Here is a 25,800-nt window from a genome sequence, read left to right as displayed (position 1 = left end):
GAGACACAGACTCCAAATAAATTAAGGCTTTGGATACTTATCGACCAAATAATCGAAAGGTTTAGTCTTTTTTGAAAAAGTCTGTGGAATAGAAAAGAAGAAAATAAAAGCCCTCCAATTAGAGGGCTTAAGAAATGAAGTCTGAGAACTTACTTGATGGCTAGCTCTGCGAGCATTTCTTGCGAAGGCGCGAAGAAGTACGCACCAGTTACCGCTGTTGTGAAACGAAGCATTTGGTCTGTTTTACCATCTGTCACGCCGTACATACTTTCTAGCATCACTTTAATGTTATGAAGTGTATTGCAGTAAGAAATAAACAGCAGGCCATGAGGCCCTGTCACCGTCCCGTATGGCAAGCTATGACGAACAATCTTGAGACCTTTTCCTTCTTCTTTAATATCAACGCGACCAACGTGTGATGCAGCAGGAACGTCTTCTAGCTCGATAGAATCTGGTTTGGTACGACCAATCACTTTTTCTTGCGCTTTGACATTCAAGCGATTCCAAGCGGCAAGGTTATGTTCAAAGCGTTGAGCCATGACATAACTACCTCCAGCAAATGGGCCCTCTTTTACTAGAGCCACATCAGCGCGAGCCTCCCCTTTCGGGTTTTCTGTCCCATCAATAAAGTCTGTCATATCACGAGCATCAAGGTAACGGTACCCATACGTTTCGTCCACAATGGTGACATCTTGTGCCGTCTCTTCTAGAAACTTACGCAGAACATAAAAGTGCAAGTCGTGACGAGTAGAGTGACAGTGAATCAGCACATCAACATCCGTTGCAGGCGCTACGATGTCTCCTTCGCCAAGTTGAGTAAAATCAATAAGCTCTTCTGGCGCGTCTACATTGAGGTGTTGCCAAAACGATTTTGTGAATGCGATAGAAAGGGTCAGCGCCGCGCCTGGCTGAGTAATATTTAACTCTTCCACTAACTTTGGTAGTGCTTTCAGCTTATCCAATACGTTTTCACGGTTTTGGTTCACTTTAAGTTGAGTGTACAGTGCAAATGGCCCTGCTTCTGGCACGATCGCCGTTTGAGCTTGTGACATTGAGGTTTCCTCTATACTTTGCCCCGGTGTGGGAAGTTATTGTTTTTAATTCTTCGAAGGCTGTTCTTCATTGCGCTCCAATTGTGGCACATGAAAACAGTCTTTTACCCATCTTCCATTTAGAAGATAGATCATAAACCAAGCTAATAAGGTAATGGTAAGGGCGTTTGCCCAGTTGAATACACCATGTTCCAGATACACATGATACATGGTCTGAGCCAGTTGGATACCGCACAAGATCAAAGTGATCTCTCGACCATAGCGAGTAATTCTGTTTACCCATCCTCTATCGGGGTGGCGGAGCCCCATCAACCACATGAGAAGCAGGCTTGGAATGCCCATCGCCAAACCCAAATACAGCGTACTTGAGTCTGGGTAAACAATAGCGAGTAGCTTACTGCCACTATCACGACTTACGCCTGCCATCGCAAACACAACCCATGAACGCACAAGAAACATCCATCCAAACCATAAAATAATCGGCGCTTTTAAAAATCCATGGGCGTCATATTGGTCAAACGAATAGCGCACAACATCTTCTTCTTTATGTGATAAAAACGTCACTTTAACCTATCGTTTCAGAGTTGCAAGCCAACAAAGATGAGAACTGAAGTTCATTTCAGCACCTTACACAGGTAAACTAAACAAAGATTTACAGCGACGTTGATGAGAAACATGAAAAAAAGAACTCCTGCCACCCCTGTGCCTTCTCAAGAAACACAAGCCGAAGCGATGAGAATTGCTAAATCCACGCAAAAGCCCGGCCAAACCAAAGAGCAAACCAAGCTTATCGCTCAAGGTATCGAAAAAGGCATCGCTCAATATAAGAAGCAGCAGAAAGAGCGCAATCGTCAAGCCGATAAAGCAAAGAAAAAACAGCAACGTGAAAAGCAACGTCAGCATGAAGAGACTATCGAACAAGACAACATCACCGACGATGCGCCAAACTATGCATCAAGCAAACTGCCTTGGATACTGCTCGCTCTGAGCTGGATTGGCTTTGCTGCTTACATAGTATTGGGGAAATAGCTGATGAGACGCCTGTTACTTGGACTTTTTGTCGTACTTCTCTCTGGTTGCACGATGCCTTCTCACCTTACTCATGCTCAAAGCCAAGATGTTCATATTCGCATTGACGCTCAGTTCAACCCTGATCGATGCAAATACAAAGGCGAAGTCACCGGAAGCGAGGGTCATTGGTATAACTACATTTTCATGACCAATGACGCGATGATGCAAGGTGCGATGAATGATTTAAAAAACAATGCAGCGGCTATCGATGCGGACACCGTTTTTATGGTCTCCCCGCAAGATTTTATCACCTCATTTAGCGTGCTGGGCTCCGCTTACCGCTGCAATGGATGACGCCTGAATATGAAAAAAGCCAGCAATTGCTGGCTTATGCACGAAATCCAAGACTGCTAGCGATATCTCTCTCCCGCTCTAGAACCCATTGGCTATCAAAAGGCCCCCAATCTGAAAGTTGATAATAGCCGTCATTATGACGTCGGCCATCTTGAACGAATATGAGTTCAATGCCGATCCCAGGTAACGCCTTGAGTACATCTTGAATTGTACGACGAGGCCACCCCGTTTTTTCGATCAACTTTGGCACATTCGGCCTTTCTAGGTTTTCCACCAACAAGGCCAAATATAGCCGCCTTGCAAAAACAGGACTCAATTCCATTGACACCTCCTAAAATTGTGCTGATTCATTATTTCGTTTTTGCTCAGCGAGATGTTGCGTTTGATCAATAACTCGACTTTTCCATTTGATTTAGACGATTTTTTATTCGATTTATAGTGCATTCATCGTAAATAAGTTACGTAACATCAGTTATCTCAATCTATCTGAAAATATTTTCCACCGCATTTTGTCAGTTTGATTGCTTCTTGATAGGATGCTATAGCAGCCCAAATCACTTAAGTGCGTCTTAACCGCACCAGTGAAAAATAGAACAAAGAAAAAAGGAAACACTATGTCGATTACCATGTTTGGTATTCCCAACTGCGATACGATCAAAAAAGCCAAAAAATGGTTAGAAGCTGAGGATATTACTTACGACTTCCATGACTACCGTAAGCAAGGCGTTGATGTAGCTATGGTAAGCGAATTTTGTCGCGCTTTAGGTTGGGAACAGGTGCTCAACAAACGTGGCACGACCTACCGCCAACTGACACAAGAACAGAAAGACACGCTTAACGAAGAAAACGCGATCGCTCTTTTGGTAGAAAATCCGGCGATGATCAAGCGCCCAATTTTAAAAGTGAATGATCAACTTCATATCGGTTTTAAAGCTGATCAATACGCTACCATTTTCAACTCTTAAATAAAGGAATACTCAAGGATGACAGACAGTCCAGTATTGGCACTTGCTAAAGATCTGATCAGTAGACAATCTGTAACGCCGGAAGACGCAGGTTGTCAGGATTTGATGATCGAGCGCTTAAAAGCACTCGGGTTTGAAATTGAAGTGATGGTATTTGAAGACACCACGAACTTCTGGGCTCGCCGTGGTTCAGAAGCGCCACTATTTGCGTTCGCTGGCCACACCGATGTGGTACCTGCTGGCAAACTGGAGCACTGGGATACACATCCGTTTGAACCAACTATTATTGATGGTTACCTACACGGTCGCGGTGCAGCGGACATGAAAGGGTCGCTAGCTGCTATGGTCGTTGCTGTCGAACGCTTCATTGAAGAAAACCCAGACCACAAAGGCTCAATCGGCTTTCTAATTACGTCGGATGAAGAAGGACCATTTATCAATGGTACCGTTCGTGTTGTAGAAACGTTGATGGCACGTGGCGAAAATATCGACATGTGTATCGTCGGTGAACCATCCAGTACCGAAGTAGTTGGCGATGTGGTGAAAAATGGACGTCGCGGTTCTATCACGGGCGATTTAACGGTAAAAGGAACACAAGGCCACGTGGCCTATCCTCACCTAGCCAATAACCCAGTGCACGAGTCTCTACTCGCGATTCATGAACTCGCGACGACAGAGTGGGACAAAGGAAATGATTATTTCCCACCAACCAGCTTCCAGATCCCGAACGTATCGGCTGGCACTGGTGCGTCTAACGTCATTCCTGGCGAGTTCCATGTTCAGTTCAACCTACGTTTTAGTACTGAGCTTAACAATGACGCAATTGTTCAGCGTGTTACCGAAACATTGGACAAGCATGAGCTGGACTACGACCTAAAATGGACATTCAACGGTGACCCATTCCTGACCGATACAGGCGCGTTGCTAGATGCAGTTGTTGCTGCTGTTGCCGACGTGAATGATACGAAGCCAGCCCTACTTACAACTGGCGGTACGTCTGATGGTCGCTTTATCGCTCGAATGGGTGGTCAAGTCGTAGAGTTAGGCCCTGTTAATGCTACGATTCATAAAGTGAACGAATGCGTGAAAGTGGACGATCTAGAAAAGTTGACTGACATGTACGAGAACACGTTGAAACACCTGTTAGCGAAGTAATCAGCGAGAGCACCATGACACCAGAGCAACTCACCGGCACCACAGATTCTCATCTGGAATCCACTTTAGTGGGTCAAAAAGCGTTTCTACTCCACCCTGAAGTGGCTGACGATCTGCTAAAGATGATTGAAGCGGCAACAGAAGCAGGTTTTAAAATGGAAATCGCCAGTGGTTTTCGTGACTTCAACCGCCAAAAAGCGATCTGGAACGGGAAGTTTTCTGGTGAGTTGCCAATTCTCGACGTCAACTCCCGCCCTTTAAACAAAGCAGAGTTAAATGACGAAGAGAAGTTGATGGCCATTTTGCGCTGGTCGGCACTGCCTGGAGGAAGTCGTCATCATTGGGGTTGTGATTTTGATGTCTATGCGCGCAATTTATTGCCTGCTGACACCAAACTCAAGCTGGAACCTTGGGAGTACATTGAAGGCCACCAGCAGGCGTTCTACCAATGGTTAAAAGCCAACCTTGGTCGATTCGGCTTCTTCTTCCCTTATCAGCAAGATTTAGGTGGCGTTTCGATTGAGCCTTGGCACATTAGCCACCGCACTGTCGGGCAACAGTGCCTCGCGCGATTAACGCCTGATGTACTCAGAAGCCAGTTGATTCAGCAAAATCAGACCGACAACATTGCAGGGATTGACGTCATACTGAATAATTTGGATAACGTCGTTGCCAAATTTATTCACAATATCACGCCGCCGGAGGCTCTATGATAGAAATACTCACCAACCCTTGGGTCATTATCATTGTAGTGTTGAGCGTGGTCATTGGTAACATTGCCGCACTCAAATACACCGCAAAAATGAAGTTTGGTCAGATGGATAAAAGCCGTAAGAACGATTTAGATAAGCTGAACACGTTGGATAAACAGCGCTCCGCTGACGAGGAGAGCAACAAAGACGAGCCTCGTTAGTTAAACACCTACTTTATCCCGACACGCCGAATATAAGCATCAAAAAAGGGACCACTGGGTCCCTTTTCAATTATTGTGTAAACGTATCGCGTTAAGTTCGCTTTGGTTACTGCTTCACCGTCGCAGCCAATACAGGCGCTAGTGATTTCAAAAACTCTTCTTCTACTGGCTTACCAGAGGAATCCGTAATATTGATAGACGTACGGTTGCCTAAATCGCCAAGTAAGAATGTGTACTTACCAGCGTCTAACTCCACTGGTTTAACGCCGATATCGTTCCAGAATTCATCATCCGGAGACGCATATTTCGCAGTGATTGTGCCCTGAGACTGGCTACGCTCTTCAATCTTAAAGCCCATCTTAGGTAGAATATTAGGCAGACGTTGCCAAAGCATGTTGTATTGCGCACGCGCGACAATCACAGGAAGCCCACTGCGGTCTTTACCCATTGTAATTGGGATCTGTTTAACCAACTCTTGCGCTTTACGTTGTGCTTCTTCACGTACTTCTTGATCGTAGCGAGCGGTTACCAAGTTCGTCATGAACACATTGTAGCGCTCACGGTTGGTCGCCGTTACTTCTTTCACTTGATTGCCTTCACGCCAGTCAATAAGACTCACTTTAAAGCCGTGTCGACCATTTGCTTCAGCACGTACGATCTCATATCGGCTACCAATTTCCAGCTCTTCGTCTGGCGAATCCCACGTCACCCAACCCGTCTCGATGCGAGAATCTGTTTGGCTTTCAACTGGAATCTCGTTGGCCGCGACCATGTTTTGTACCGTTTGCCAAACTTTATCTAGTTCATCTTTACGAAGTAGCCAAAGTGTCACTTCACCATCACTACTGCGGTCCAGACGTGCACCAGGAATAAGCTCTAGGACTTGTTGAGGTGGACGAATGTCGACATCTTTACCTACACCACCAGCATAGTTACCCTGAGGGATCTCATAGTTAGGGTAAAACTGAGGCTGTGCACCCTGTGGGACATTCCACTCACCCAAATTGGGGGAGTTCAAATACTCGAAGTCATCTTTTGCTTGACGACGTTGATTGGCACCACCTGAACAGGCAGTCAATACGAATACAGCTAATGAACTTAACACTAACTGGCTTGAAAGCTTCATCTATACTCCTAAAACACCGAGGGCGCTTTGGCCCCCAGTATGAACTTCAATCCTAGTAACTCAATCTTAATAGCTCAATTTTAATAAATACCGGCGTCGGTTAACGCCTGTTCGACGATCGGCTGCGATTGTTCAGAAAGTGTGGTTAAAGGAAGACGCAAACCACCTTCTTCAATCAAACCAAGCTTTTGCGCTGCCCATTTTACTGGGATAGGGCTTGCTTCAATGAAAAGGTTTTTGTGTAGAGTCATCAAGCGTTGGTTAATCGCTTCTGCTTCTTCGTACTTACCTTCACTTGCCAAATGGAACATGTCTGCCATGTCTTTAGCTGCAATATTGTTCGTTACCGAGATAACACCATTGCCGCCAAGTTTCACAAAATCGAGACCCGTCGCATCATCGCCACTTAGTAAGATAAAATCTTCGCCACAAAGTTCACGATGAATTGCAATTCGGTCCAAATCGCCCGTTGCATCTTTTAAAGCCACGATATTATCAAGCTTTGACAAGCGTGCCACTGTTTCTGGCTGCATATCAACAGCAGTACGGCCTGGTACGTTGTATAAAATTAGAGGCACATCACTCGCTTCAGCAATTGCCTTGTAGTGCAAGAACAAACCTTCTTGAGTTGGTTTGTTGTAATACGGTGTCACACTCAGGAAGCCAGCAATACCAGAATCAGCCAGTAATTTGCTAAATGTTACTGCCTCATGGGTTGCATTTGCACCCGTGCCAGCAATCACAGGGATGCGACCGTCGGCAAACTCAACAGTTTTATTAACGACCTTTACATGCTCTTCAATGGTCAGTGTCGCTGACTCACCTGTTGTGCCTACTGCCACAATACCGTCTGTACCCGCTTCAACGTGGTACTCTACTAGCTTTTGCAGACTGTCAAAGTCTACTTCGCCATCTGCTTTGAATGGCGTAATCAGCGCTACGATACTTCCTGAAAACATGTTTATCTCCCTCATTTAACTCTTTCTGCATGGTACTGTAATGCGATTGAAAAACACAAGAGCGTAAACTCGCTTACAAAGTACAAATGAATGAATAATTATCAGTTGTTAGAGGTCTAGCAACTTAATTGCTCTATTTGGTTTGATTAGCGGCAATATTGATAATCGTGTTGGGCTTTCGAGTGACTTTAGAATCTATCAGTGATTTGGAAAATACTGAAGTGCACAAGCCAGGAAAATATACTCTTTGGTCGTGCTCACCAAGTCAGACCTGAGTGAATAAAAAGACCAAACAACACGCAAGCACATCATGCAAACGTTTTGTTCCCTCAACTCCATCGTTTACTGCTTGCCTCCGATCGTTCACCTCAAGAGCCAACCTGCTTTTTTGTAAACTAAAAAAAGAACTGACTCGATATTTCTCTGCAATATCTGTGCTAACATCTCTCTATTGAAGAAAGGACAAGAAGCTCATTTATGAAGCAACATCTGGTACTTACAGCAGTTGGAACGGACCGTCCAGGCATTTGTAACCAAGTCGTACACCTCGTTACTCAAGCCGGTTGTAACATAGTCGATAGCCGTATCGCTATCTTTGGAAGTGAATTTACCCTGATCATGCTCCTAACTGGGAACGCCAGCAGTGTGACTCGAGTAGAAACGCAATTGCCCCTACTTGGCCAAGAGCATGACCTGATTACGATTATGAAGCGTACGTCGGCGCACGAATTGCTCGACAACAGCTACACAATGGAAGTGTTTATTGAGTCTGAAGACCGCCCAGGTCTGACTGAAAAGTTTACTAAGTTCTTCGCGGATCAACAGATTGGTTTGGACTCTCTTAGTGCCCAAACTATCAGTAAGTCGAAAATTCAACTTGATGCCGACCAATTCCACATTGCGATTACCGCATCAGTAAGTGCGGATTGTAACTTAATGCAATTACAAGAAGATTTCGATGAACTTTGTCAGTCGCTCAACGTACAAGGTTCTCTGAATTTCATTAAAAACACACTATAAAGTAAAGGAAATCAAAATGAATACGCTGACAGCAGGCTCGCCAGCGCCAGCCTTCTCTTTGCTCGACCAAGACGGAAATACCGTTTCTCTTGAAGACTTTAAAGGCAAGAAAGTACTTTTCTACTTTTACCCTAAGGCGATGACGCCGGGTTGCACTACACAAGCAAAAGGCCTTCGTGACATCAAAGCTGAACTCGATGCACATAACGTAGTAGTACTCGGCGTAAGCATCGACCCTGTAAAGCGCCTAGGCAAATTCATCGAGCGTGATGATTTAAACTTCACCCTGCTTTCTGACGAAGATCATGCCGTTGCAGACCAATTTGGCGTTTGGGGCGAAAAGAAATTCATGGGTAAAGTATATGATGGTCTTCACCGCATTAGCTTCCTGATCAATGAAGAAGGCGTAATTGAACACGTGTTCAACAAGTTCAAAACCAAAGATCACCACGAAGTCGTATTAAATTACCTGAACGAAAACGCATAAGCGCGATCCGTTCTCAAATAACAAAAAGCCCAGCAAACTGCTGGGCTTTCTTTTGAGCATCGTACTTTGGTAACGCCTACTCTTGTTCGACTGATTCGTTTTCTTCCGTACTTGGTAAGGCATGCCATACGGCTTTAACTAGTGTCGCCAACGGAATGGCGAAGAATACGCCCCAAAAACCCCACAAGCCACCGAAGACTAACACTGCCACAATGATGGCAACTGGGTGTAAATTTACTGCCTCGGAAAACAGAACAGGAACCAACACATTACCATCCAGCGCTTGGATAATACCGTAAGCAAGCAGCAACCAATAAAACGGAGGTGCAAGACCCCATTGGAACAGACCAACGATGGCGACAGGCACGGTTACAGCAGCCGCGCCGATATAAGGAATTAACACAGATAGACCGACAGCTACGGCAAGCAGCGCCGAATAGCGAAGATCTAAAATGGCAAAAGTCACGTAACTCACGCCACCCACGATTAAAATCTCGAGCACTTTACCGCGAATGTAATTGGAGATCTGCTCGTTCATTTCATGCCAAACTTTATTCGCGAGTTTACGGTTTTTCGGCAAAACACCACTCGCGATTCTTAGCATCTCTTCTTTGTCTTTCAGTAAGAAGAAGATAAGTAGTGGCACTAAAATCAGGTATACCGCTAGCGTCGCAATACTGACTAATGACGCAAGTGAGCCTTTTACTACACTCTCACCAAGTCCCAACGCTTGGTTTTTGGCATTTGTCACCACGGTTTCTACAATTTCTAAGTTTGCTAACTCAGGATGACGTTCTGGTAGCGTGACAATAAACTTTTGTAACCCGTTGTACATGTTTGGAATATCGTTAATTAGATTACCGACCTGAGTCCAAATCGTCGGAACCAAACCAAACAAAGCGATCAACATCAATCCAACGAACATTAAGATCACGATGATGACCGACAAAGTGCGCGGCACGCCCATGCGACACATTTTTACGACTGGCCATTCAAGTAAATAAGCCAAAACGATCGCGACAAGCAATGGCGCAATCAAATGCCCAAAGAAGTAAATGGTGATAAAACCAAACAGCAAGATCGCGACGAGACTTACTGCATGAGGGTCTGAGAAACGTCGTTTATACCAACGACTAACCATTTCAAACATCTTATGCGGATTCCTTATTGAATACAGTCAATGTGTAGTGCTCTGATGTAGATTGGCAATCAACTGAGTACCCTTGGGCACTGAGATAGTTCACAATGTCTCGTTTAGAGCTGTTATCCACCACTTGAATAACAAGTTGATGATACTGCTGCGTTTCTCCTTGAAAGACTTCAGCAGCGTGACGCTTTGCAAGTAACAGTGCCATAGGGCAACGTTGTTCACGCAAATCAAGTAACATGGATTCCATTGTATTGCTCTGCACTTATGATAGGGTTGTATTGTAACGGCTTTTTGAGCTGGTGCTAGCACTTCTGACATGATTTAACCACATGCTGAAATGACTCGGATATAAAATAATTTACGAAACCAATTCATTTATTTCCGGTCTTATTGCTAGCTTATATCCTCGCGGATAACCAAAACGCATGTGGCGCTGTTGAGAGGTTCTCAGCCTCTAACCACATGCTTATGTATTTTGGAGAACCTTTTAAACGTATGTTAAAACGCACTCGCTCGCTAGTTTGCTTATGTCTTGCAGCTGCAATCAGTTCGCCGACAACCTATGCCAATAGCATTGACTTGCCAGACATTGGTACGGCTGCTGGTGGTACGCTCTCAATAGACCAAGAGTTGATTTACGGCGACGCCTATATGCGAATGCTCAGAGCCAGTAAACCTATCGTTAATGATCCTGTTATCAATGAGTATATTGACGCTCTCGGGCACAGATTAGTAGCCAATGCGAACGATGTAAAAACGCCGTTTCACTTCTTTATGATTCGCGACCGCAATATTAACGCGTTCGCGTTTTTTGGTGGTTACGTAGCGTTGCACTCTGGGTTGTTTCTTCATGCACGTTCAGAAAGCGAGTTAGCCTCTGTTGTTGCTCACGAGATTGCGCACGTCACACAACGCCACCTTGCGCGCAGCATGGAAGAGCAAGCACGTCGCTCTCCGGCCACATTAGCTGCACTCGCTGGCGCATTACTGCTTTCGATAGCCTCACCAGAAGCGGGGATGGCTGCAATTACGGCGGCAACCGCAGGTAACATGCAAAGCCAAATCAACTACACTCGCGCAAATGAGAAAGAAGCGGACCGCTTTGGTATTTCGACATTGGCAAAAGCTGGTTTTGATGTTCAAGCAATGCCACGTTTTTTTGGCCGTCTTGCAGATGAATATCGTTATGCGAGTAAACCGCCGCCAATGCTACTGACTCACCCACTACCTGAAGATCGAATTACCGATAGCCGTGCGCGAGCAAGGACCTATCCACCAATGCGAGTTGTGCCTTCAATAGACTATCACCTAGCGCGTGCGCGCATTGTTGCGCGGTACGCCGGCATTGACGGACAAGCTGCTTTAGGCTGGTTTGAGCGAACTCAAAAGAAAGCCTCTGCGGACATTACACCTGCTTTTGACTATGGGCGAGCACTCGTACATTTAGACAGCAAACGCTTGTCTCAAGCGGAACCTATTTTGAAAAAGTTGCTGGAGCAGGACCCAAGTAACCCGTTCTACTTGGATGCTATGACGGATTTATATATCGAGAAGAAGCAGCCAGAAAAAGCAACCGAGATGCTCCGTAAAGCGTTATCTCGGAACCCTCAAAATAAAGTATTGACCATTAACTATGCCAATGCACTACTTGAGGACAATAAAAACGATCAAGCCACGCGAGTTCTTCAGCGATACACTCATGATTATCCTGAAGATACAAATGGCTGGCACCTAATATCGAAGAGCTACCACGCGCTAGGACGTAGTGATGAAGAGTTGGCTGCGCGAGCGGAAATTTTGGCGTTGCGAGCAAACTGGAATAAAGCGATTCAATATTATAGTGAAGCAAGTAAAATGGCCAAGTTGGGCAGCTTAGAGCAAGCTCGATACGATGCCCGTATTGACCAACTCATGATCCAAAGAGATCGATTCATGGCATTACAATAACGAAATGGAGAAAACCATGTCAGTCGTGATTTATCACAACCCTCGTTGCTCAAAGAGCCGTCAAACACTTGAACTGCTTGAGCAAAATGGTGTTACACCGGAAGTCGTCAAATACCTAGACACACCACTTAACGTAGATGAGCTAAAAGCGCTGTACGCACAACTTGGCTTTTCATCTGTACGTGAAATGATGCGCACCAAAGAAAGCGAATACAAAGAACTTGGCCTAGGCGAAGACTCTGTTAGCGATGAGCAATTGTTCGAAGCAATGGCGAAAAATCCAAAATTATTTGAGCGTCCGGTGGTAGTTGCCAACGGCAAAGCGAAAATTGGTCGACCACCAGAGCAAGTGTTGGATATTCTATAAATGGATTGCCAGATCCTTATTTTGTATTTCAGCCGTCACGGCTCGACAAAACAACTGGCAAGACAGATAGCAAGAGGAGTCGAATCGACTCCTCAATGCCAAGCAATTTTGCGTACAGTTGAAGAATTGTCACCTCACTCACACTCCCCTTCTGATCCAATTGTTACTCTAGAGGAACTGAAAACGTGCGACGGTCTAGCGTTTGGCAGTCCCGTCTGGTTTGGCAACATGGCTGCGCCTTTAAAGCACTTCTGGGATCAGACTACATCTTTATGGGTCAGTGGTGACTTAATCGATAAGCCAGCTTGTGTCTTTACCTCTTCCTCTTCGATGCATGGTGGTCAAGAAACAACGTTACAAAGCATGATGACCCCTTTATTGCATCACGGGATGATGGTTTTGGGCATTCCTTATGCCGAACCAGAGTTACACACTACGCAGTCCGGAGGCACTCCGTATGGCGCCAGCAGTGTAGGCCATGAGGCAACCCTCAGCAGTGAAGAGATTCGTCTGGCACAACAATTAGGCAAAAGGCTGGCAACTGCAGCGTTAAAACTAAAAGTCTGTTAGTAAAATCAAGGATAGTTAATCGATGTCTGACTCTTTAGACCAAACACCACTCGGTACACAGGCTAAAACCTATCGTTACCTGGCTTTATTTGGCAACTTAGCCTTATTGGCCTGGGTCGCTATTTGGCAGCTTGCGTTGTCCCCTCACCCTCACCTCAGCAGCACAACACTTGCTATTGCTTGGTGTATTCCGCTATTACTTCCGTTGCCTGGTATTTTGGCCGGCAAGCCTTACACTCATGCTTGGGCTAACTTTGTTCTTATGCTGTATTTCTTGCATGCGCTGACCATCCTTTATGTGGATGGTGGAGAACGTTGGCTTGCGGCAGTAGAGTTGCTCCTGACTTCACTCGGTTTCGCTGGCAATATTTTGTTTGCTAGAGCGAGAGGCAAAGAGCTAGGTCTTAAGTTGAAGCGCCTCTCTCAAGTAGAAAAAGAAGAAAAAGCGAAATTCAATAAATAACGACAATCGCAGTCAATCACTGAGCATTGGTTCGAATACGAATTTAGAAAACAAAAAGAGTCGCTATTGCGACTCTTTTTTACGCTTACCACATTGGTGTTTGATCCTTGCGCTTCACGCTTGGAAAGCTATCAATGCGATTACGATGCCGAGCGCCACTCGTAGATCAAGTCATACTGTTCTCGGACAGGCTCCACAATCATCGGCTGAGTTGGTTGCGTTTCGTCCTTTGCTTCCGCCGCGATATCCGCAGGCACTTCAGACTGCACTTTTTCGACCATAGCTGTATCTTTAGCTTCATTCATCGGAGCGATTGGCTCTGCTTCTTGAGTTAAAGCTGGGGCATCAACTTCACCCAAAGGATCTTCAAAAACCATTAATTGAGAAATAGAAGAAGCTTCTTTCTCAAAAGCTTGTTGAGATGCCAAAAGATGGATGTTGAGCGTCAGCTCATCACCTTGGACACGCTTAATTTCCGTACCCGCAACTGAATTAAGTTGTTTTAACGCATTCTCTAAACGGAAGAAGTCCGTGGCAGACGTTACATTAAGGACTTTCACCGCCAACGCTTTTGAAGATTTTCCAGATACTACTACTGCGCTCTTACTCGCGTAGTAGTCAGCGATGCCATCAACCATCTCAGCAATGGCATTAGCGCCTGATGCGGAACCGTTACGCGGAGAGCGTTGTGCTTCAACAATTCTCATTGGTGATTGATCGTATAACGTCCAGCGAATTTGTTCACCCTGAGCGCGCACAACTAAAACGGCATCCGCTGGGTATCGCTGACTGGCTTGGCCAATGGGCTCAATAAAGCCGCCCCAAAGATCAGAAACATTAACACCAGTTACATCATCAAAATCACCAACCGGGATCGTGATCGGCAAGCCTCTCGATTTCGCAGCACTGCGAAGTGCTACAACGTTTGAAGAGTCGGAATGCTCCCAAGCAATATTACGATCGTAGTCCTGCTCTTCCACCATCCAAACCAAAATATTGGCGCGATTTGGCGACCAAGATGGCAATTGTGCTTGTGTTAAAAGCGAGCTGATTTGGTCACTGTTAAACAACATTTTTAAGCTCGCTTTTCCATCAACCTGCCCATAGCTCAGTTGGGAAATGTAACGCGCACTTGAACCAAGTGCCTTTTTTATCACTGGATTGCTTAAAGAGGATTGAGAACCGGTCGCTCGAACAATCACATCCTGCATACCTTGTTGACGAGCCAGAGACTCACCGTCGTTCTGCTCACTGTCGATAACCACTTCGGCACGATAGATATCCACCTGAGTTAATGCATATACTGGTAGGGACAACCAACCTATCAGTAAGAGAGCTAAATAGCGCATAGTTTTTATAATCCTCTGAACAAGAACCCGAATAATAAGCAACTATCAAATCTTGAGCAAGGTAAGTACTGAGTAAATTGTCTGTATTATGACCAGCTTTGTTAACTCGGGTCTCAACGAGCACTCTAGCGTTGTTTTTCATAATAAACTCATTGCTTATCCAGCTATCTCAACAAGTTAGACAGTTCATTTTTCATCGTCACGCAAGACTCGTAAAAGAGGCCAATTTGCAAGCAACTAACTCTCAAAAACGCTATTTATGGGAAAGATTCAATCGAAAGTTTGATCCATGCAACGTTGCAAACGATTGCAGGATGATAGTATTCGCCAGATTTGTCTGCGTATCTTGAAAATAGGGAATTATTATGAAAAACGCGTTACAAGGCGCTCAAATGCTCTTTGTCGCTTTTGGTGCTTTGGTGCTTGTGCCGCTGCTAACTGGCCTTGATCCAAATGTCGCCCTCTTTGGTGCCGGTGTCGGTACTCTCCTCTTCCAATTAATGACTAAACGTTCTGTTCCCATCTTCCTTGCCTCTTCTTTTGCGTTTATTGCTCCTATTATGTTCGGTATCCAAACTTGGGGTATCGGCGCAACGATGGGCGGCTTAATGGCAGCGGGCCTGGTTTATGTGGCTCTAGGGGCGATGATCAAAGTGCGTGGTGTTGGATTTATCCATAAAATTCTCCCCCCTGTTGTCGTTGGCCCTGTGATCATGGTGATTGGTCTTGGCCTTGCTCCAACAGCAGTGAACATGGCGGTAGGTAAAACCGGTGATGGTGCTGCACAGCTTGTTAATGGTGATGCTGCGATCATCATCTCGGCGGTCTCACTGCTCACAACCATTGTACTAAGCGTGTTTGCAAAAGGCTTCTTGAAGCTCGTTCCTATTGTTGGTGGTATTCTTGCTGGTTACTCTGTTTCTCTATTCTACGGGGTGGTTGATTTCACTCCTGTAACACAAGCGGCTTGGCTAGCTATGCCAAACTTCACCGCGCCAGAGTTCAACATAAACGCAATCTTGTTCATGATTCCTGTCGCTATCGCACCTGCGGTAGAGCACGTAGGTGACATGCTTGCTATCTCAAACGTTACAGGTAAAAACTACCTGAAAAAACCTGGCCTTCATCGCACAATCGCAGGTGACGGGGTGGCAACTATCGCAGCCTCGATGGTGGGTGCTCCACCAAACACCACTTACAGTGAAGTTACAGGAGCGGTAATGCTAACCAAAGCATTTAACCCTGTGATCATGACTTGGGCTGCGATCACTGCAATCGTACTTGCATTGGTAGGTAAGCTAGGCGCGGTTCTTCAAACGATTCCAGTACCTGTCATGGGCGGTATCATGATTCTGCTGTTCGGCTCTATCGCCACAGTAGGCCTCAACACACTGATCAAGAATAACGTTGATTTACATAAGTCTCGCAACCTAGTGATCGTTGCCGTAACACTTGTATTTGGTATTGGCGGTATGGCTTTCGGTATTGGCGAGTTCAGCCTACAAGGTGTGAGCCTATGCGGTATCGTGGCAATTATTCTTAACCTTGTGCTACCAAACGATTTAGGTGAAAACCACGTTGTAGATAACGCACAAATGGAAGAAGAGAACGCGAAATAGTGCGTCTGCGCTGCTTTACTGAGTGGCACATTTTATTCTTCTCGTATTATAGATATAAAAAAGGCTTGGTTTTCACCAAGCCTTTGTTTTTTCTGTTCAGTCGTAGTAATACATTAAAGAATTACTTAGTACCGAAGATCTTATCACCTGCATCACCTAGACCCGGTACGATGTAGCCTTTGTCATTTAGCTTCTCATCGATTGCCGCAGTGTATAGCTCCACATCTGGGTGTGCTTTTTCTAGCGCTTCAATACCTTCTGGTGCAGCAACAAGTACCAACACTTTGATTTGGTTACAACCTTTCTCTTTTAGAAGATCAATCGTAGCAATCATAGAACCACCCGTTGCAAGCATTGGGTCAACAACAAGCGCAATACGCTCATCGATGTTAGAAGCAAGCTTGTTGAAGTAAGGAACTGGCTCAAGTGTTTCTTCATCACGGTAAATACCAACAACACTGATACGTGCGCTTGGCATGTGCTCAAGAACACCGTCCATCATGCCTAGACCTGCACGTAGGATTGGTACTACGGTTACTTTTTTACCTTTAATTTGGTCTACTTCTACCGGACCGTTCCAACCATCAATGGTCACTTTTTCTGTTTCAAAGTCTGACGTTGCTTCGTAAGTAAGTAGGCTACCGACCTCAGTCGCTAACTCACGAAAACGTTTTGTGCTGATGTCACCTTCTCTCATTAGACCAATTTTATGTTTTACTAGAGGGTGCTTTACTTCAACAACTTTCATGTCCATCTCCGGCTATAGTTGGCAATATTTAAACAAACCTTCAGATTATACATGATTTTTACAGGGATATCAGGATAAATCACTAAAGAAAAAAACAGACGCAAACGTTTGCTATCTATGTTTAAGCACTGTTAGAATAGCGCCGTTTTCATATCCAACTTAATACCGAGGACTTCCCTGTGAGTGGTAACAACTCTTCTCTTAGCTATAAAGACGCTGGTGTAGATATTGATGCAGGCAACGCGCTTGTGGATCGTATTAAGGGTGCGGTAAAACGTACTCGTCGCCCTGAAGTTATGGGTGGTATCGGTGGTTTTGGCGCGCTATGCGAATTGCCAACCAAATACAAACAACCTGTACTGGTTTCTGGTACTGATGGCGTAGGTACTAAGCTTCGCCTAGCACTGGATATGAACAAGCACGACACTATCGGCATCGACCTTGTTGCGATGTGTGTAAATGATCTTATCGTGCAAGGCGCAGAGCCACTGTTCTTCCTAGATTATTACGCAACAGGCAAGCTAGACGTTGATACCGCAGCGGATGTTGTTTCAGGTATCGCGGAAGGCTGTATTCAAGCAGGTTGCGCCCTAATTGGTGGCGAAACTGCCGAGATGCCTGGCATGTATGAAGGCGAAGACTACGACGTAGCTGGTTTCTGTGTTGGCGTAGTCGAAAAAGAAGACGTGATCGACGGCACGAAAGTCGCTGCTGGTGATGCACTTATCGCTGTTGGCTCAAGCGGTCCACACTCAAACGGTTACTCCCTTATCCGTAAAATCCTAGAAGTATCTGGTGCAGATAAGAACGAAGAACTAGCAGGTCGCACTATCGGTGAGCACCTACTAGAACCAACGAAGATTTACATCAAATCAGCACTTAAGATGATTGAGAAACACGACATCCATGCGATTTCTCATATCACTGGTGGTGGTTTCTGGGAAAACATCCCACGTGTGCTGCCTGAAGGCACAAAAGCAGTTATCGATGGTAACAGCTGGGAATGGCCAGTGATCTTCAAGTGGCTACAAGAGAAAGGCAACGTCGACACACACGAAATGTACCGTACGTTCAACTGTGGTGTGGGTCTAATCGTTGCACTACCTAAAGACCAAGCGGAAGCCGCGGTTGCTCTTCTTCAAGAAGAAGGTGAAAACGCATGGGTTATTGGTCAAATCGCGCAAGCTGAAGCGAACGAAGAGCAAGTTGAAATCCAATAATTTGCAAATCGAGCTCACAAGATAAAAAGAATGAGGACACTAGATGACTAGGTCCTCATTTTGCTATCTAGAACACTAAAAACCATTCTATTAGTAGGTAGTTTAGAAGCTACATAACTCCAACCTACCATACCAAGGCACTCTCGACATCATGAAAAACCATACCCTAAAAAACATTGTGGTCCTCATCTCGGGTAACGGAAGTAACCTGCAAGCTATCTTGAAAGCTTGCGAAGACAGCATGCCAAACGCACGAGTGGCAGCCGTGTTCTCTAACAAAGCAGATGCTTTTGGTTTAGAACGTGCAAAAAACTTTGATGTAGACGGTCACTTTGTCGACCCTAAAGCATTCGACTCGCGTGAAAGCTTTGATGCAGAGCTAATGAGTCAAATCGATGAGTACCAACCAGACGTGATTATTCTGGCGGGCTACATGCGTATTCTGAGCAGCGAGTTTGTTTCTCATTACATGGGTAAGATGATCAATATCCACCCTTCTCTTCTACCAAAATATCCTGGGCTACACACACACCAGAGAGCAATAGATGCTGGCGACAAAGAACATGGTACGAGTGTGCACTTTGTAACGGAAGAGCTTGATGGTGGCCCTGTCATACTGCAAGCAAAAGTTCCGGTGTTCGAAGACGATAATGCTAGTGTACTTGCAGCACGTGTGCAGGCTCAGGAGCACCGAATCTACCCTATGGTGGCTAAGTGGTTGGTAGACGAGCGGTTGATCATGAAGGATGGTAAAGCCTATTTAGATGGCGCAGAACTTGGCGCACACGGCTACGCCTCCGATGAGTAGTCCTGAATACTAAACTCCAAACACAAAAGAGCAGCCTGAGAGCTGCCTTTTGTTATTTTGAAACATATAAACTTGATTCAAGAAAGCCGTAGCGAGACTAGGAAGCTAGAAAGTATGAGAGTTCACCAGTATCCGCATTCGGTTGAAAACGTATAAAAATAAAGCTCGCGATTAAGCGAGCTTTACGAGTTGTTCCGAATTAACCGCTATTCTAACGGCTCAGTTGGCGCCTGATTGCCCGGTTTCGCCGCTGCAAACGGCACATTCACCAGTTCAGAGGCATTGTTTTTCACTAGTTCACCTAGGTGAAACAAGCCGTACTCGCCAGGTTTCATCCGCTGCCAAGCTTCGTTACCCGTTAAAGGTTGAGTCGCGATCACAGAAACAATGTCATGTGGCGTTGTTTCTTCTTGGAAGTTAATTTCCACATCTTCATCAAGCAAAGCGGCTTTACCAAACGGTGCGCGTCTCGTGATCCAATACAAGTGATTGGTGCAATACGTCATTACATACTCACCATCACTCAGAAGCATGTTAAATACACCCTTCTCTCTTAGCTCATCACAACATTTAGCAACATATAAGAATACCGATTCCATATCCTTTGGCGGCTCAGGATATCGATCTTCCATTTGCTTCAGTAACCAACAAAAGGCCAGTTCACTATCTGTCTCACCGACAGGTCGGTGTCGACCCGTATGTAAGTCTTGATAGCCTGAGAGCTGACCGTTGTGCGCAAACGTCCAATACCTCCCCCACAGCTCACGTGTAAAAGGGTGAGTATTTTCTAAATTAACGCCGCCACGATTCGCCTGTCGGATATGGCTAACGACAGCGCGACTTTTGATGGGATAATTTTGCACTAACTCTGCAATTTGCGACTCACAACTTGGCTTGGGATCTTTGAAAGTTCGAAAACCTTTCCCTTCGTAGAAGGTAATTCCCCATCCGTCACGGTGTGGGCCAGTTCGACCTCCACGCTGCATGAGCCCGGTAAAACTGAAACAAATATCCGTCGGAACATTAGCGCTCATACCGAGCAATTCACACATGATTTAAAAAACTCCCTAACAACACAGCTCGAAAAGGTGGCCGTGAAACGACTATTCCATCTCTTTTTCAATCAACTGAATGATGATATGAATAATCTTAATATGAATTTCCTGAATGCGGTCCGCATAACCAAAGTGTGGCACGCGGATTTCAATATCGGCAAGCCCTGCCATTTTGCCGCCATCTTTGCCTGTTAGCGCAATCGTCTTCATGCCTTTCGCTTGCGCCGCTTCAATCGCTTTCAGGATGTTACCTGAGTTACCTGAAGTCGACAGACCAAACAGGACGTCACCTTTTCGGCCAACCGCTTCTACATAACGGGAAAACACGAAGTCATAACCAAAGTCATTACTCACGCAAGAAAGGTGGCTTGGATCTGAAATAGCAATACCAGCATAGCCAGGACGGTTTTCTCGGTAACGGCCTGTTAACTCTTCGGCAAAGTGCATCGAATCACAGTGAGAACCACCGTTACCACATGACAGTACTTTACCATCTTGCTTGAATGAGTCAGCAATCATTTTCGCCGCTGCTTCGATTTGCGCAATGTTATGGTCATCGCTTAAAAATTTGTTGAGCACTTCAGCAGCTTCGTTTAATTCACTTCTAATCAGATCATGGTACATAAGACGTTCTCTTTATTATTTCGGCTTCAGTCAGTCCTAGATTCACTGAGCAAATTGTTCTGATACCAATTTGGTATCGGACATTTCATAAACCTGAACTCGGGTTTGATTACTCTGAGTTTACCCACAAACGAGAATTAGTGTCGATAGTGAACCAACAGATTTAGATTGGTGATGGTAATAAACTTGTCAACTTGCTCATGAAACCATCACTCAAATCGCAACTTTAGAACTTTAACTCTACTTAGATCACTTTTTATCCAATCTTATGTTTTACATTTCCTTAATATTTTGATTACACTTAAACCAACTGGTTAGACCTCTTACCTAACATACAGACGTACAACACTTATAAAGTCTGAAAAGGAAAATACATATGGACATCTTGCTCTCAATCATCACGATGACGGTCGTGCTAGGCATTACGCTCTACCACCGCATGTCTCTCGTGAAATCTATTAGTTTACTCACAGCAGCTATGTTAGCGCTCACAGTAATAGGCGCGGTTGGCGTTACTGGTTGGGCTATTTACGTTCTTGCTGCCGCTGTATTCGCGGTTCCTGGCGTACGTCAGTCTTTGATAAGCCGCAAAGCATTAGCGCTTTTCAAGAAAGTGCTGCCAGCTATGTCTCAAACCGAAAAAGAAGCGTTAGACGCAGGTACCGTCTGGTGGGAAGCCGAGCTATTTAAAGGCAAACCAGAGTGGCAAAAGCTTCACGCAATTCACGCACCTAAATTAAGTGCAGAAGAACAAGCCTTTTTAGACGGTCCAGTGAATGAAGTGTGTGCCATGGTGAGCGATTTCCAAGTGACTCACGAACTCGCGGACTTACCGCCAGAAGTATGGCAATACCTGAAAGATCACAAATTCTTCGCCATGATCATTAAGAAAAAGTACGGTGGTCTTGAGTTCTCAGCATACGCTCAATCACTAGTACTACAAAAACTAACGGGTGTTTCTGGCGTTCTATCGTCTACCGTTGGTGTTCCTAACTCTTTGGGTCCTGGTGAGCTACTGCAACACTACGGTACTGAAGATCAGAAAAACCATTACTTACCGCGCCTAGCTGAAGGTAAGGAAATCCCTTGTTTCGCCCTAACAAGTCCAGAAGCGGGCTCTGACGCTGGATCTATTCCAGATTACGGTGTGGTCTGTAAAGGGGAATGGGAAGGAAAAGAAGTACTGGGTATGCGCCTGACTTGGAACAAGCGCTACATCACTCTAGCGCCAGTCGCAACGGTACTAGGCTTAGCATTTAAACTTCGCGATCCTGAAGGTTTGCTAGGCGACAAAGAAGATCTTGGCATCACTTGTGCGCTTATCCCAACTGATGTCAAAGGTGTTGAGATTGGTAACCGACACTTCCCGCTCAATGTGCCATTCCAAAATGGTCCAACGCGCGGTAAAGACATCTTTGTTCCTATCGATTTCATTATCGGTGGTGAAAAAATGGCGGGCCAAGGTTGGCGTATGCTGGTTGAGTGTCTATCGGTTGGTCGTGGTATCACGCTACCTTCAAACTCAACAGGTGGCATCAAAACTGCGGCAATGGCAACGGGCGCTTACTCACGCATTCGTCGCCAGTTCAAACAACCTATCGGTCACATGGAAGGCGTAGAAGAGCCATTGGCACGTCTTGGTGGTAATGCTTACGTGATGGATGCAGCAAGCAACTTAACCGTGGCAGGTATCGACTTAGGTGAAAAGCCATCAGTAATCTCAGCTATCGTGAAGTACCACTGTACTCATCGCGGTCAGCAAAGCATCATCGACGCAATGGACATCGTAGGCGGTAAAGGTATCTGTATGGGACCTTCTAACTTCCTAGCGCGTGGTTACCAAGGTGCGCCAATCGCGGTAACGGTTGAGGGTGCAAACATTTTAACACGCTCAATGATCATCTTTGGTCAAGGTGCGATTCGTTGTCACCCTTACGTTCTTGAAGAAATGAACGCAGCATATTCTGACGCTGGCGATGCAGTTGAGAAGTTCGATAAAGCGCTTGCGGGTCACGTGAGCTTTACCATGAGTAACCTCGTACGCAGTATCTGGTTTGGTTTGAGCGACGGTTTAGGTTCTTCATCACCAACCAAAGATGCAACCAAGCGTTACTACCAACAATTGAACCGTTACAGTGCAAACCTTGCTCTGCTATCGGATATCTCAATGGCAGTGCTAGGTGGCTCTTTGAAGCGTAAAGAGCGTCTATCAGCGCGTCTTGGTGACATTCTAAGCCAGCTATATTTAAGCTCTGCGGCGTTGAAACGTTTTGAGCAAGATGGCCGCCCAGTCGAAGATTTACCATTAGTACACTGGGGTCTACAAGACAGTTTGAAACAAGCGGAAGTGGCGGTAGACGAATTCTTAGCAAACTTCCCGAACAAAGTGATTGGTCGTGCACTGCGCGTGTTAATCATGCCATTCGGTCGTGTACGCAAAGCGCCAAGCGATAAACTAGACAGCAAAGTGGCGCGCATTCTACAAACGCCTAGTGCAACGCGCTCACGCATTGGTCGCGGTCAGTACCTTGAACCAACCGAGCACAACGCAGCAGGTAAGATTGAGCTTGCCCTGTCAGTCATTCTTCAAGCTGAGCCAGTGTTCGACAAAGTATGTAAAGCGCAAGGCAAACGTCGTCCATTCCTACGTTTGGATATGATTGCTCAGGAAGGGCTAGAGCAAGGCTTTATCACGCAAGAAGAAGCCGACCTACTAAGAGAAGCGGAACAGCATCGTCTGGATACAATCAACGTTGATGACTTTGAGCCGGAATTGCTAGCCGCAAAGCCGCTATACCCTCAGATGGATAGCGTTGCTTAACTCTCTAATCTGAAACCATACAACGGGAGTGACAACTCCCGTTTTTTATTGCTACCAGAATAGCGTTCATAACACCTCACACCACGAAGAACCTCTGCGCAAGCGCAATAAAATCCACGCACTCCGACCCTTCCCCCCGATTTCCAGTGATAACTAACTCACAGACGTTCCAAGCAAGCGGTGTATACTTTTAAGTAACTCACTCACATATATGGTAAATCCGTTGGCTAAAATATTATTCGCACAGTGGTTCCCTGGGCTTGTTCAGCTTAAGCATTATCAAAAAGAATGGTTTGTTAACGACTTTAGAGCCGCCTTTTCTGTTGTCGCGGTTGCCCTGCCAGTTGCCATAGCTTATGCACAGCTAACCGGTGTATCTGCAATTGTCGGTCTGTACTCGTGTGTACTGCCAATGTTGGTATACGCCATGATGGGCACATCTCGACAACTCATTGTCGGACCTGATGCAGCAACCTGTGCAGTGATTGCCGCCGTTGTTACGCCGCTTGCCGCGGGTGATCCTACAAAACATTGGCAGTTAGTCATGACCATGACAGCGATGACTGGTATTTGGTGTGTACTGGCCAGTCGTTTCAAGCTAGGGGTGTTTGCAGATTTCCTTTCTCGTCCGATTCTTTTGGGTCTACTCAACGGTGTTGCTCTCACAATTATCGTTGGTCAGTTTGCGAAAGTAGTCGGTTTGAAATACGAGCAACGTTATTTACTGGAACGTTTATGGGAAGCTCCACAACGATTAACCGAGCTTCATTGGCCTACTGTAACTCTGAGTATCGTGACAGTTGTCGTTTATTTGCTCACCAAACGCTACCGACCAACTTGGCCTGCTGCCATGCTGGCGATCCTCGTAACTACTGCGTCAGTTTGGTTTTTCCATTTACAAGAGATGGGCGTATCGGTTGTCGGACTCACTCAAGGTGGCTTCCCTCAGTTTCAAACACCGGAGTTTGAGCTAGGTGAAGTTCGTGAACTAGTGGTCCCGGCGCTCAACCTTGCGATTGTCAGTTTTGTTAGCATGATGCTCACCGCCCGCAGTTTCGCGGCTAAAAACGGTTATGATATTGATGCAAATAAAGAGTTTCAGGCGTTGGGTTTTGCCAACATTGCCTCAGCGTTTTCGCAAGGTTTCGCGATAAGCGGCGCTGACTCACGCACAGCCGTCAATGATGCAAATGGCGGTAAATCTCAATTAGTTTCGATTGTCGCTGCAATCACCATTGCCATTATTGCGGTATTTATTTACGAGCCTTTACAGTTCATCCCTATCGCTTCACTTGGTGTTGTATTGATCATTGCGTCCCTATCGCTGCTCGATCTTAAAGCAATTTGGAAATTAAAATCTCGTGACAAAGATGCATTTTATCTGGCCATCATTACTTTTATTTCTGTGTTGATCGTGGGTGTAATACCGGGGATCACTTTGGCGGTACTGCTAGGGCTGTTTCAATTTTTACGTATTGTCATGCGACCGAGTGATCAGCTACTTGGCTTGGATGAAAAAGGCACCATTCGGACCATCGACGACTCAGGAAAAGCTTCGCCTATTCCTGGAATGGTGATTTACCGCTTTAACTCGCCGCTGACTTACTTCAACGCACCTTACTTTAAACGCCGAGTGTTAGAGCAAGTAGAACATCACAAAGACGCAAGTTGCGTTGTCATCGACGCCGTATCGAGCTTTACTCACTTAGATCTCAGTGTGATGGCAACACTGGCAGATATTCACAATACTTTAAAAAAGAGAGGCGTACGCTTAATCCTCGCAGGAAGGAAACGACGCTTACGTCAATGGTGTGAGCTTACTGGTATCAGCACCAGTGAAGGAGGTATCTTACTGCGAGCCGATATGTACCTTGCCATTAAACTTAGTGGCTGTTACATCAGTGCTGTGGGTGAGGGACAAATTCCTACTGTTCAAAAAGAGCCTGATTTAGAGCAGCCACCCAAACCAATTCCAGAAGTGGCTTAAGTAGAAATTTAATATAGAAAACAGGAAATT

The 25,800-nt window shown here is 45.5% G+C and carries 28 protein-coding genes; 17 read left to right on the top strand and 11 right to left on the bottom strand.

The features are described 5' to 3' along the window. Window positions 1-149: 149 nt before the first annotated feature. Together EX191_RS01115 and EX191_RS01110 are read right to left on the bottom strand one after the other, a co-directional pair. Window positions 150-1,052 carry a Dyp-type peroxidase gene (locus tag EX191_RS01115; protein ID WP_104970834.1) on the bottom strand — a complete coding sequence of 301 codons (903 nt, stop codon included), beginning with the start codon at window positions 1,050-1,052 and terminating at the stop codon, window positions 150-152. A 45-nt stretch (window positions 1,053-1,097) separates the two neighbouring features. Next, a complete protein-coding gene (locus EX191_RS01110) occupies window positions 1,098-1,583 on the bottom strand; it encodes a DUF2919 domain-containing protein (RefSeq protein ID WP_012841521.1) in 486 nt (161 codons plus the stop codon). A 144-nt stretch (window positions 1,584-1,727) separates the two neighbouring features. Between EX191_RS01110 and EX191_RS01105 the strand changes: the two genes are divergently transcribed. After that, the gene (locus EX191_RS01105) at window positions 1,728-2,081 is read left to right on the top strand and encodes a DUF2956 domain-containing protein (protein ID WP_193446997.1); all 354 of its coding nucleotides are present in this window, start codon (window positions 1,728-1,730) and stop codon (window positions 2,079-2,081) included. A gap of 3 nt (window positions 2,082-2,084) precedes the next feature. Beyond that, on the top strand, window positions 2,085-2,417 hold the full coding sequence (locus EX191_RS01100; RefSeq protein ID WP_193446996.1) for a DUF4156 domain-containing protein: 333 nt from the start codon (window positions 2,085-2,087) through the stop codon (window positions 2,415-2,417). A gap of 34 nt (window positions 2,418-2,451) precedes the next feature. Here the strand turns inward: EX191_RS01100 and EX191_RS01095 are convergent, their stop codons facing one another. After that, the gene (locus EX191_RS01095) at window positions 2,452-2,739 is read right to left on the bottom strand and encodes a winged helix-turn-helix domain-containing protein (RefSeq protein WP_005380433.1); all 288 of its coding nucleotides are present in this window, start codon (window positions 2,737-2,739) and stop codon (window positions 2,452-2,454) included. A 292-nt stretch (window positions 2,740-3,031) separates the two neighbouring features. Between EX191_RS01095 and EX191_RS01090 the strand changes: the two genes are divergently transcribed. Genes EX191_RS01090 through EX191_RS01075 form a run of 4 tightly spaced genes read left to right on the top strand, consistent with a single transcriptional unit; the run spans window position 3,032 to window position 5,450 of the window. Beyond that, window positions 3,032-3,382, top strand: coding sequence for an ArsC family reductase (locus EX191_RS01090; RefSeq protein WP_048625863.1), 351 nt, complete (start codon window positions 3,032-3,034; stop codon window positions 3,380-3,382). 18 nt (window positions 3,383-3,400) lie between these two features. Beyond that, entirely contained in the window at window positions 3,401-4,537 is a 1,137-nt protein-coding gene (gene dapE, locus EX191_RS01085) for a succinyl-diaminopimelate desuccinylase (RefSeq protein ID WP_193446995.1), read from the top strand. 14 nt (window positions 4,538-4,551) lie between these two features. Continuing rightward, a complete protein-coding gene (locus tag EX191_RS01080; RefSeq protein ID WP_193446994.1) occupies window positions 4,552-5,250 on the top strand; it encodes a M15 family metallopeptidase in 699 nt (232 codons plus the stop codon). Next, window positions 5,247-5,450 carry a DUF2897 family protein gene (locus EX191_RS01075; protein WP_012841517.1) on the top strand — a complete coding sequence of 68 codons (204 nt, stop codon included), beginning with the start codon at window positions 5,247-5,249 and terminating at the stop codon, window positions 5,448-5,450. Before EX191_RS01080 ends, EX191_RS01075 begins: the two co-directional genes overlap by 4 nt. A gap of 106 nt (window positions 5,451-5,556) precedes the next feature. On the opposite strand, the gene bamC is transcribed toward EX191_RS01075, so the two are convergent. Continuing rightward, window positions 5,557-6,576, bottom strand: a complete 1,020-nt coding sequence (gene bamC / locus EX191_RS01070; protein WP_006741687.1) for an outer membrane protein assembly factor BamC — start codon at window positions 6,574-6,576, stop codon at window positions 5,557-5,559. A gap of 80 nt (window positions 6,577-6,656) precedes the next feature. Continuing rightward, window positions 6,657-7,535 (bottom strand): 4-hydroxy-tetrahydrodipicolinate synthase, encoded by an 879-nt coding sequence (gene dapA / locus EX191_RS01065; protein ID WP_176320057.1) that lies wholly within the window; start codon window positions 7,533-7,535, stop codon window positions 6,657-6,659. Between the two features lie 477 nt (window positions 7,536-8,012). Between dapA and EX191_RS01060 the strand changes: the two genes are divergently transcribed. Together EX191_RS01060 and bcp are read left to right on the top strand one after the other, a co-directional pair. After that, window positions 8,013-8,555, top strand: a complete 543-nt coding sequence (locus EX191_RS01060) for a glycine cleavage system transcriptional repressor (RefSeq protein WP_012841515.1) — start codon at window positions 8,013-8,015, stop codon at window positions 8,553-8,555. A gap of 16 nt (window positions 8,556-8,571) precedes the next feature. Continuing rightward, the gene (bcp, locus tag EX191_RS01055; RefSeq protein ID WP_005380418.1) at window positions 8,572-9,042 is read left to right on the top strand and encodes a thioredoxin-dependent thiol peroxidase; all 471 of its coding nucleotides are present in this window, start codon (window positions 8,572-8,574) and stop codon (window positions 9,040-9,042) included. 76 nt (window positions 9,043-9,118) lie between these two features. Here the strand turns inward: bcp and EX191_RS01050 are convergent, their stop codons facing one another. Continuing rightward, window positions 9,119-10,192 carry an AI-2E family transporter gene (locus EX191_RS01050; RefSeq protein WP_193446993.1) on the bottom strand — a complete coding sequence of 358 codons (1,074 nt, stop codon included), beginning with the start codon at window positions 10,190-10,192 and terminating at the stop codon, window positions 9,119-9,121. Window position 10,193: 1 nt separating this feature from the next. Next, complete coding sequence (locus EX191_RS01045; protein ID WP_046875522.1) at window positions 10,194-10,430, bottom strand: sulfurtransferase TusA family protein; 237 nt, start codon at window positions 10,428-10,430, stop codon at window positions 10,194-10,196. 257 nt (window positions 10,431-10,687) lie between these two features. Between EX191_RS01045 and bepA the strand changes: the two genes are divergently transcribed. Genes bepA through EX191_RS01025 form a run of 4 tightly spaced genes read left to right on the top strand, consistent with a single transcriptional unit; the run spans window position 10,688 to window position 13,539 of the window. Continuing rightward, complete coding sequence (bepA, locus tag EX191_RS01040; protein ID WP_012841513.1) at window positions 10,688-12,139, top strand: beta-barrel assembly-enhancing protease; 1,452 nt, start codon at window positions 10,688-10,690, stop codon at window positions 12,137-12,139. 16 nt (window positions 12,140-12,155) lie between these two features. Further along, a complete protein-coding gene (gene arsC, locus EX191_RS01035; protein WP_005380410.1) occupies window positions 12,156-12,506 on the top strand; it encodes an arsenate reductase (glutaredoxin) in 351 nt (116 codons plus the stop codon). Continuing rightward, a complete protein-coding gene (gene wrbA / locus EX191_RS01030; RefSeq protein ID WP_012841512.1) occupies window positions 12,507-13,076 on the top strand; it encodes an NAD(P)H:quinone oxidoreductase in 570 nt (189 codons plus the stop codon). It begins immediately after the preceding gene. 22 nt (window positions 13,077-13,098) lie between these two features. After that, window positions 13,099-13,539: a DUF2069 domain-containing protein gene (locus tag EX191_RS01025; protein ID WP_012841511.1), complete on the top strand. Its 441-nt coding sequence runs from the start codon at window positions 13,099-13,101 to the stop codon at window positions 13,537-13,539. Between the two features lie 140 nt (window positions 13,540-13,679). Here the strand turns inward: EX191_RS01025 and EX191_RS01020 are convergent, their stop codons facing one another. Further along, window positions 13,680-14,888, bottom strand: a complete 1,209-nt coding sequence (locus tag EX191_RS01020) for a DUF2066 domain-containing protein (RefSeq protein WP_104969695.1) — start codon at window positions 14,886-14,888, stop codon at window positions 13,680-13,682. A 365-nt stretch (window positions 14,889-15,253) separates the two neighbouring features. On the opposite strand from EX191_RS01020, the gene EX191_RS01015 reads away from it, so the two are divergent. Beyond that, complete coding sequence (locus EX191_RS01015; RefSeq protein WP_047008859.1) at window positions 15,254-16,507, top strand: uracil-xanthine permease family protein; 1,254 nt, start codon at window positions 15,254-15,256, stop codon at window positions 16,505-16,507. Window positions 16,508-16,628: 121 nt separating this feature from the next. Here EX191_RS01015 and upp read toward each other — a convergent pair whose 3' ends face one another. Beyond that, window positions 16,629-17,255, bottom strand: coding sequence for a uracil phosphoribosyltransferase (upp, locus tag EX191_RS01010; RefSeq protein WP_041852906.1), 627 nt, complete (start codon window positions 17,253-17,255; stop codon window positions 16,629-16,631). A 179-nt stretch (window positions 17,256-17,434) separates the two neighbouring features. Between upp and purM the strand changes: the two genes are divergently transcribed. Together purM and purN are read left to right on the top strand one after the other, a co-directional pair. Beyond that, window positions 17,435-18,475: a phosphoribosylformylglycinamidine cyclo-ligase gene (gene purM / locus EX191_RS01005; protein WP_048625871.1), complete on the top strand. Its 1,041-nt coding sequence runs from the start codon at window positions 17,435-17,437 to the stop codon at window positions 18,473-18,475. A gap of 151 nt (window positions 18,476-18,626) precedes the next feature. Then, window positions 18,627-19,283 (top strand): phosphoribosylglycinamide formyltransferase, encoded by a 657-nt coding sequence (gene purN, locus EX191_RS01000; RefSeq protein WP_193446992.1) that lies wholly within the window; start codon window positions 18,627-18,629, stop codon window positions 19,281-19,283. A gap of 206 nt (window positions 19,284-19,489) precedes the next feature. On the opposite strand, the gene EX191_RS00995 is transcribed toward purN, so the two are convergent. Further along, a complete protein-coding gene (locus tag EX191_RS00995) occupies window positions 19,490-20,335 on the bottom strand; it encodes a class II glutamine amidotransferase (RefSeq protein WP_006741678.1) in 846 nt (281 codons plus the stop codon). A 51-nt stretch (window positions 20,336-20,386) separates the two neighbouring features. Then, a complete protein-coding gene (lpcA, locus tag EX191_RS00990) occupies window positions 20,387-20,962 on the bottom strand; it encodes a D-sedoheptulose 7-phosphate isomerase (protein WP_005380392.1) in 576 nt (191 codons plus the stop codon). A 376-nt stretch (window positions 20,963-21,338) separates the two neighbouring features. Here lpcA and fadE point away from each other — a divergent pair, with 376 nt between their 5' ends. After that, window positions 21,339-23,783: an acyl-CoA dehydrogenase FadE gene (gene fadE, locus EX191_RS00985; protein WP_193446991.1), complete on the top strand. Its 2,445-nt coding sequence runs from the start codon at window positions 21,339-21,341 to the stop codon at window positions 23,781-23,783. A 211-nt stretch (window positions 23,784-23,994) separates the two neighbouring features. Further along, window positions 23,995-25,770: a SulP family inorganic anion transporter gene (locus EX191_RS00980; protein ID WP_046875514.1), complete on the top strand. Its 1,776-nt coding sequence runs from the start codon at window positions 23,995-23,997 to the stop codon at window positions 25,768-25,770. The last annotated feature ends 30 nt before the right edge of the window (window positions 25,771-25,800 follow it).

The sequence above is a fragment of the Vibrio chemaguriensis genome (genome assembly GCF_012275705.1).
Taxonomy (GTDB): domain Bacteria; phylum Pseudomonadota; class Gammaproteobacteria; order Enterobacterales; family Vibrionaceae; genus Vibrio; species Vibrio diabolicus.
The sequence above is the reverse complement of the archived record's forward strand: the minus strand, read 5'-3'. Positions and strand labels throughout refer to the sequence as shown.

What these genes read in the sequence shown, in the direction of transcription:
- EX191_RS00995 (WP_006741678.1), bottom strand. Translation starts at nt 20,335, where the DNA reads ATGTGTGAATTGCTCGGTATGAGCGCTAATGTTCCGACGGATATTTGT.
- EX191_RS01050 (WP_193446993.1), bottom strand. Translation starts at nt 10,192, where the DNA reads ATGTTTGAAATGGTTAGTCGTTGGTATAAACGACGTTTCTCAGACCCT.
- EX191_RS01080 (WP_193446994.1), top strand. Translation starts at nt 4,552, where the DNA reads ATGACACCAGAGCAACTCACCGGCACCACAGATTCTCATCTGGAATCC.
- wrbA (WP_012841512.1), top strand. Translation starts at nt 12,507, where the DNA reads ATGGATTGCCAGATCCTTATTTTGTATTTCAGCCGTCACGGCTCGACA.
- EX191_RS01020 (WP_104969695.1), bottom strand. Translation starts at nt 14,888, where the DNA reads ATGCGCTATTTAGCTCTCTTACTGATAGGTTGGTTGTCCCTACCAGTA.
- EX191_RS01095 (WP_005380433.1), bottom strand. Translation starts at nt 2,739, where the DNA reads ATGGAATTGAGTCCTGTTTTTGCAAGGCGGCTATATTTGGCCTTGTTG.
- EX191_RS01115 (WP_104970834.1), bottom strand. Translation starts at nt 1,052, where the DNA reads ATGTCACAAGCTCAAACGGCGATCGTGCCAGAAGCAGGGCCATTTGCA.
- EX191_RS01105 (WP_193446997.1), top strand. Translation starts at nt 1,728, where the DNA reads ATGAAAAAAAGAACTCCTGCCACCCCTGTGCCTTCTCAAGAAACACAA.
- EX191_RS01100 (WP_193446996.1), top strand. Translation starts at nt 2,085, where the DNA reads ATGAGACGCCTGTTACTTGGACTTTTTGTCGTACTTCTCTCTGGTTGC.
- EX191_RS00980 (WP_046875514.1), top strand. Translation starts at nt 23,995, where the DNA reads ATGGTAAATCCGTTGGCTAAAATATTATTCGCACAGTGGTTCCCTGGG.
- lpcA (WP_005380392.1), bottom strand. Translation starts at nt 20,962, where the DNA reads ATGTACCATGATCTGATTAGAAGTGAATTAAACGAAGCTGCTGAAGTG.
- bamC (WP_006741687.1), bottom strand. Translation starts at nt 6,576, where the DNA reads ATGAAGCTTTCAAGCCAGTTAGTGTTAAGTTCATTAGCTGTATTCGTA.
- EX191_RS01015 (WP_047008859.1), top strand. Translation starts at nt 15,254, where the DNA reads ATGAAAAACGCGTTACAAGGCGCTCAAATGCTCTTTGTCGCTTTTGGT.
- purN (WP_193446992.1), top strand. Translation starts at nt 18,627, where the DNA reads ATGAAAAACCATACCCTAAAAAACATTGTGGTCCTCATCTCGGGTAAC.
- upp (WP_041852906.1), bottom strand. Translation starts at nt 17,255, where the DNA reads ATGAAAGTTGTTGAAGTAAAGCACCCTCTAGTAAAACATAAAATTGGT.
- dapA (WP_176320057.1), bottom strand. Translation starts at nt 7,535, where the DNA reads ATGTTTTCAGGAAGTATCGTAGCGCTGATTACGCCATTCAAAGCAGAT.
- bcp (WP_005380418.1), top strand. Translation starts at nt 8,572, where the DNA reads ATGAATACGCTGACAGCAGGCTCGCCAGCGCCAGCCTTCTCTTTGCTC.
- EX191_RS01060 (WP_012841515.1), top strand. Translation starts at nt 8,013, where the DNA reads ATGAAGCAACATCTGGTACTTACAGCAGTTGGAACGGACCGTCCAGGC.
- EX191_RS01045 (WP_046875522.1), bottom strand. Translation starts at nt 10,430, where the DNA reads ATGTTACTTGATTTGCGTGAACAACGTTGCCCTATGGCACTGTTACTT.
- EX191_RS01075 (WP_012841517.1), top strand. Translation starts at nt 5,247, where the DNA reads ATGATAGAAATACTCACCAACCCTTGGGTCATTATCATTGTAGTGTTG.
- fadE (WP_193446991.1), top strand. Translation starts at nt 21,339, where the DNA reads ATGGACATCTTGCTCTCAATCATCACGATGACGGTCGTGCTAGGCATT.
- EX191_RS01090 (WP_048625863.1), top strand. Translation starts at nt 3,032, where the DNA reads ATGTCGATTACCATGTTTGGTATTCCCAACTGCGATACGATCAAAAAA.
- EX191_RS01025 (WP_012841511.1), top strand. Translation starts at nt 13,099, where the DNA reads ATGTCTGACTCTTTAGACCAAACACCACTCGGTACACAGGCTAAAACC.
- dapE (WP_193446995.1), top strand. Translation starts at nt 3,401, where the DNA reads ATGACAGACAGTCCAGTATTGGCACTTGCTAAAGATCTGATCAGTAGA.
- bepA (WP_012841513.1), top strand. Translation starts at nt 10,688, where the DNA reads ATGTTAAAACGCACTCGCTCGCTAGTTTGCTTATGTCTTGCAGCTGCA.
- arsC (WP_005380410.1), top strand. Translation starts at nt 12,156, where the DNA reads ATGTCAGTCGTGATTTATCACAACCCTCGTTGCTCAAAGAGCCGTCAA.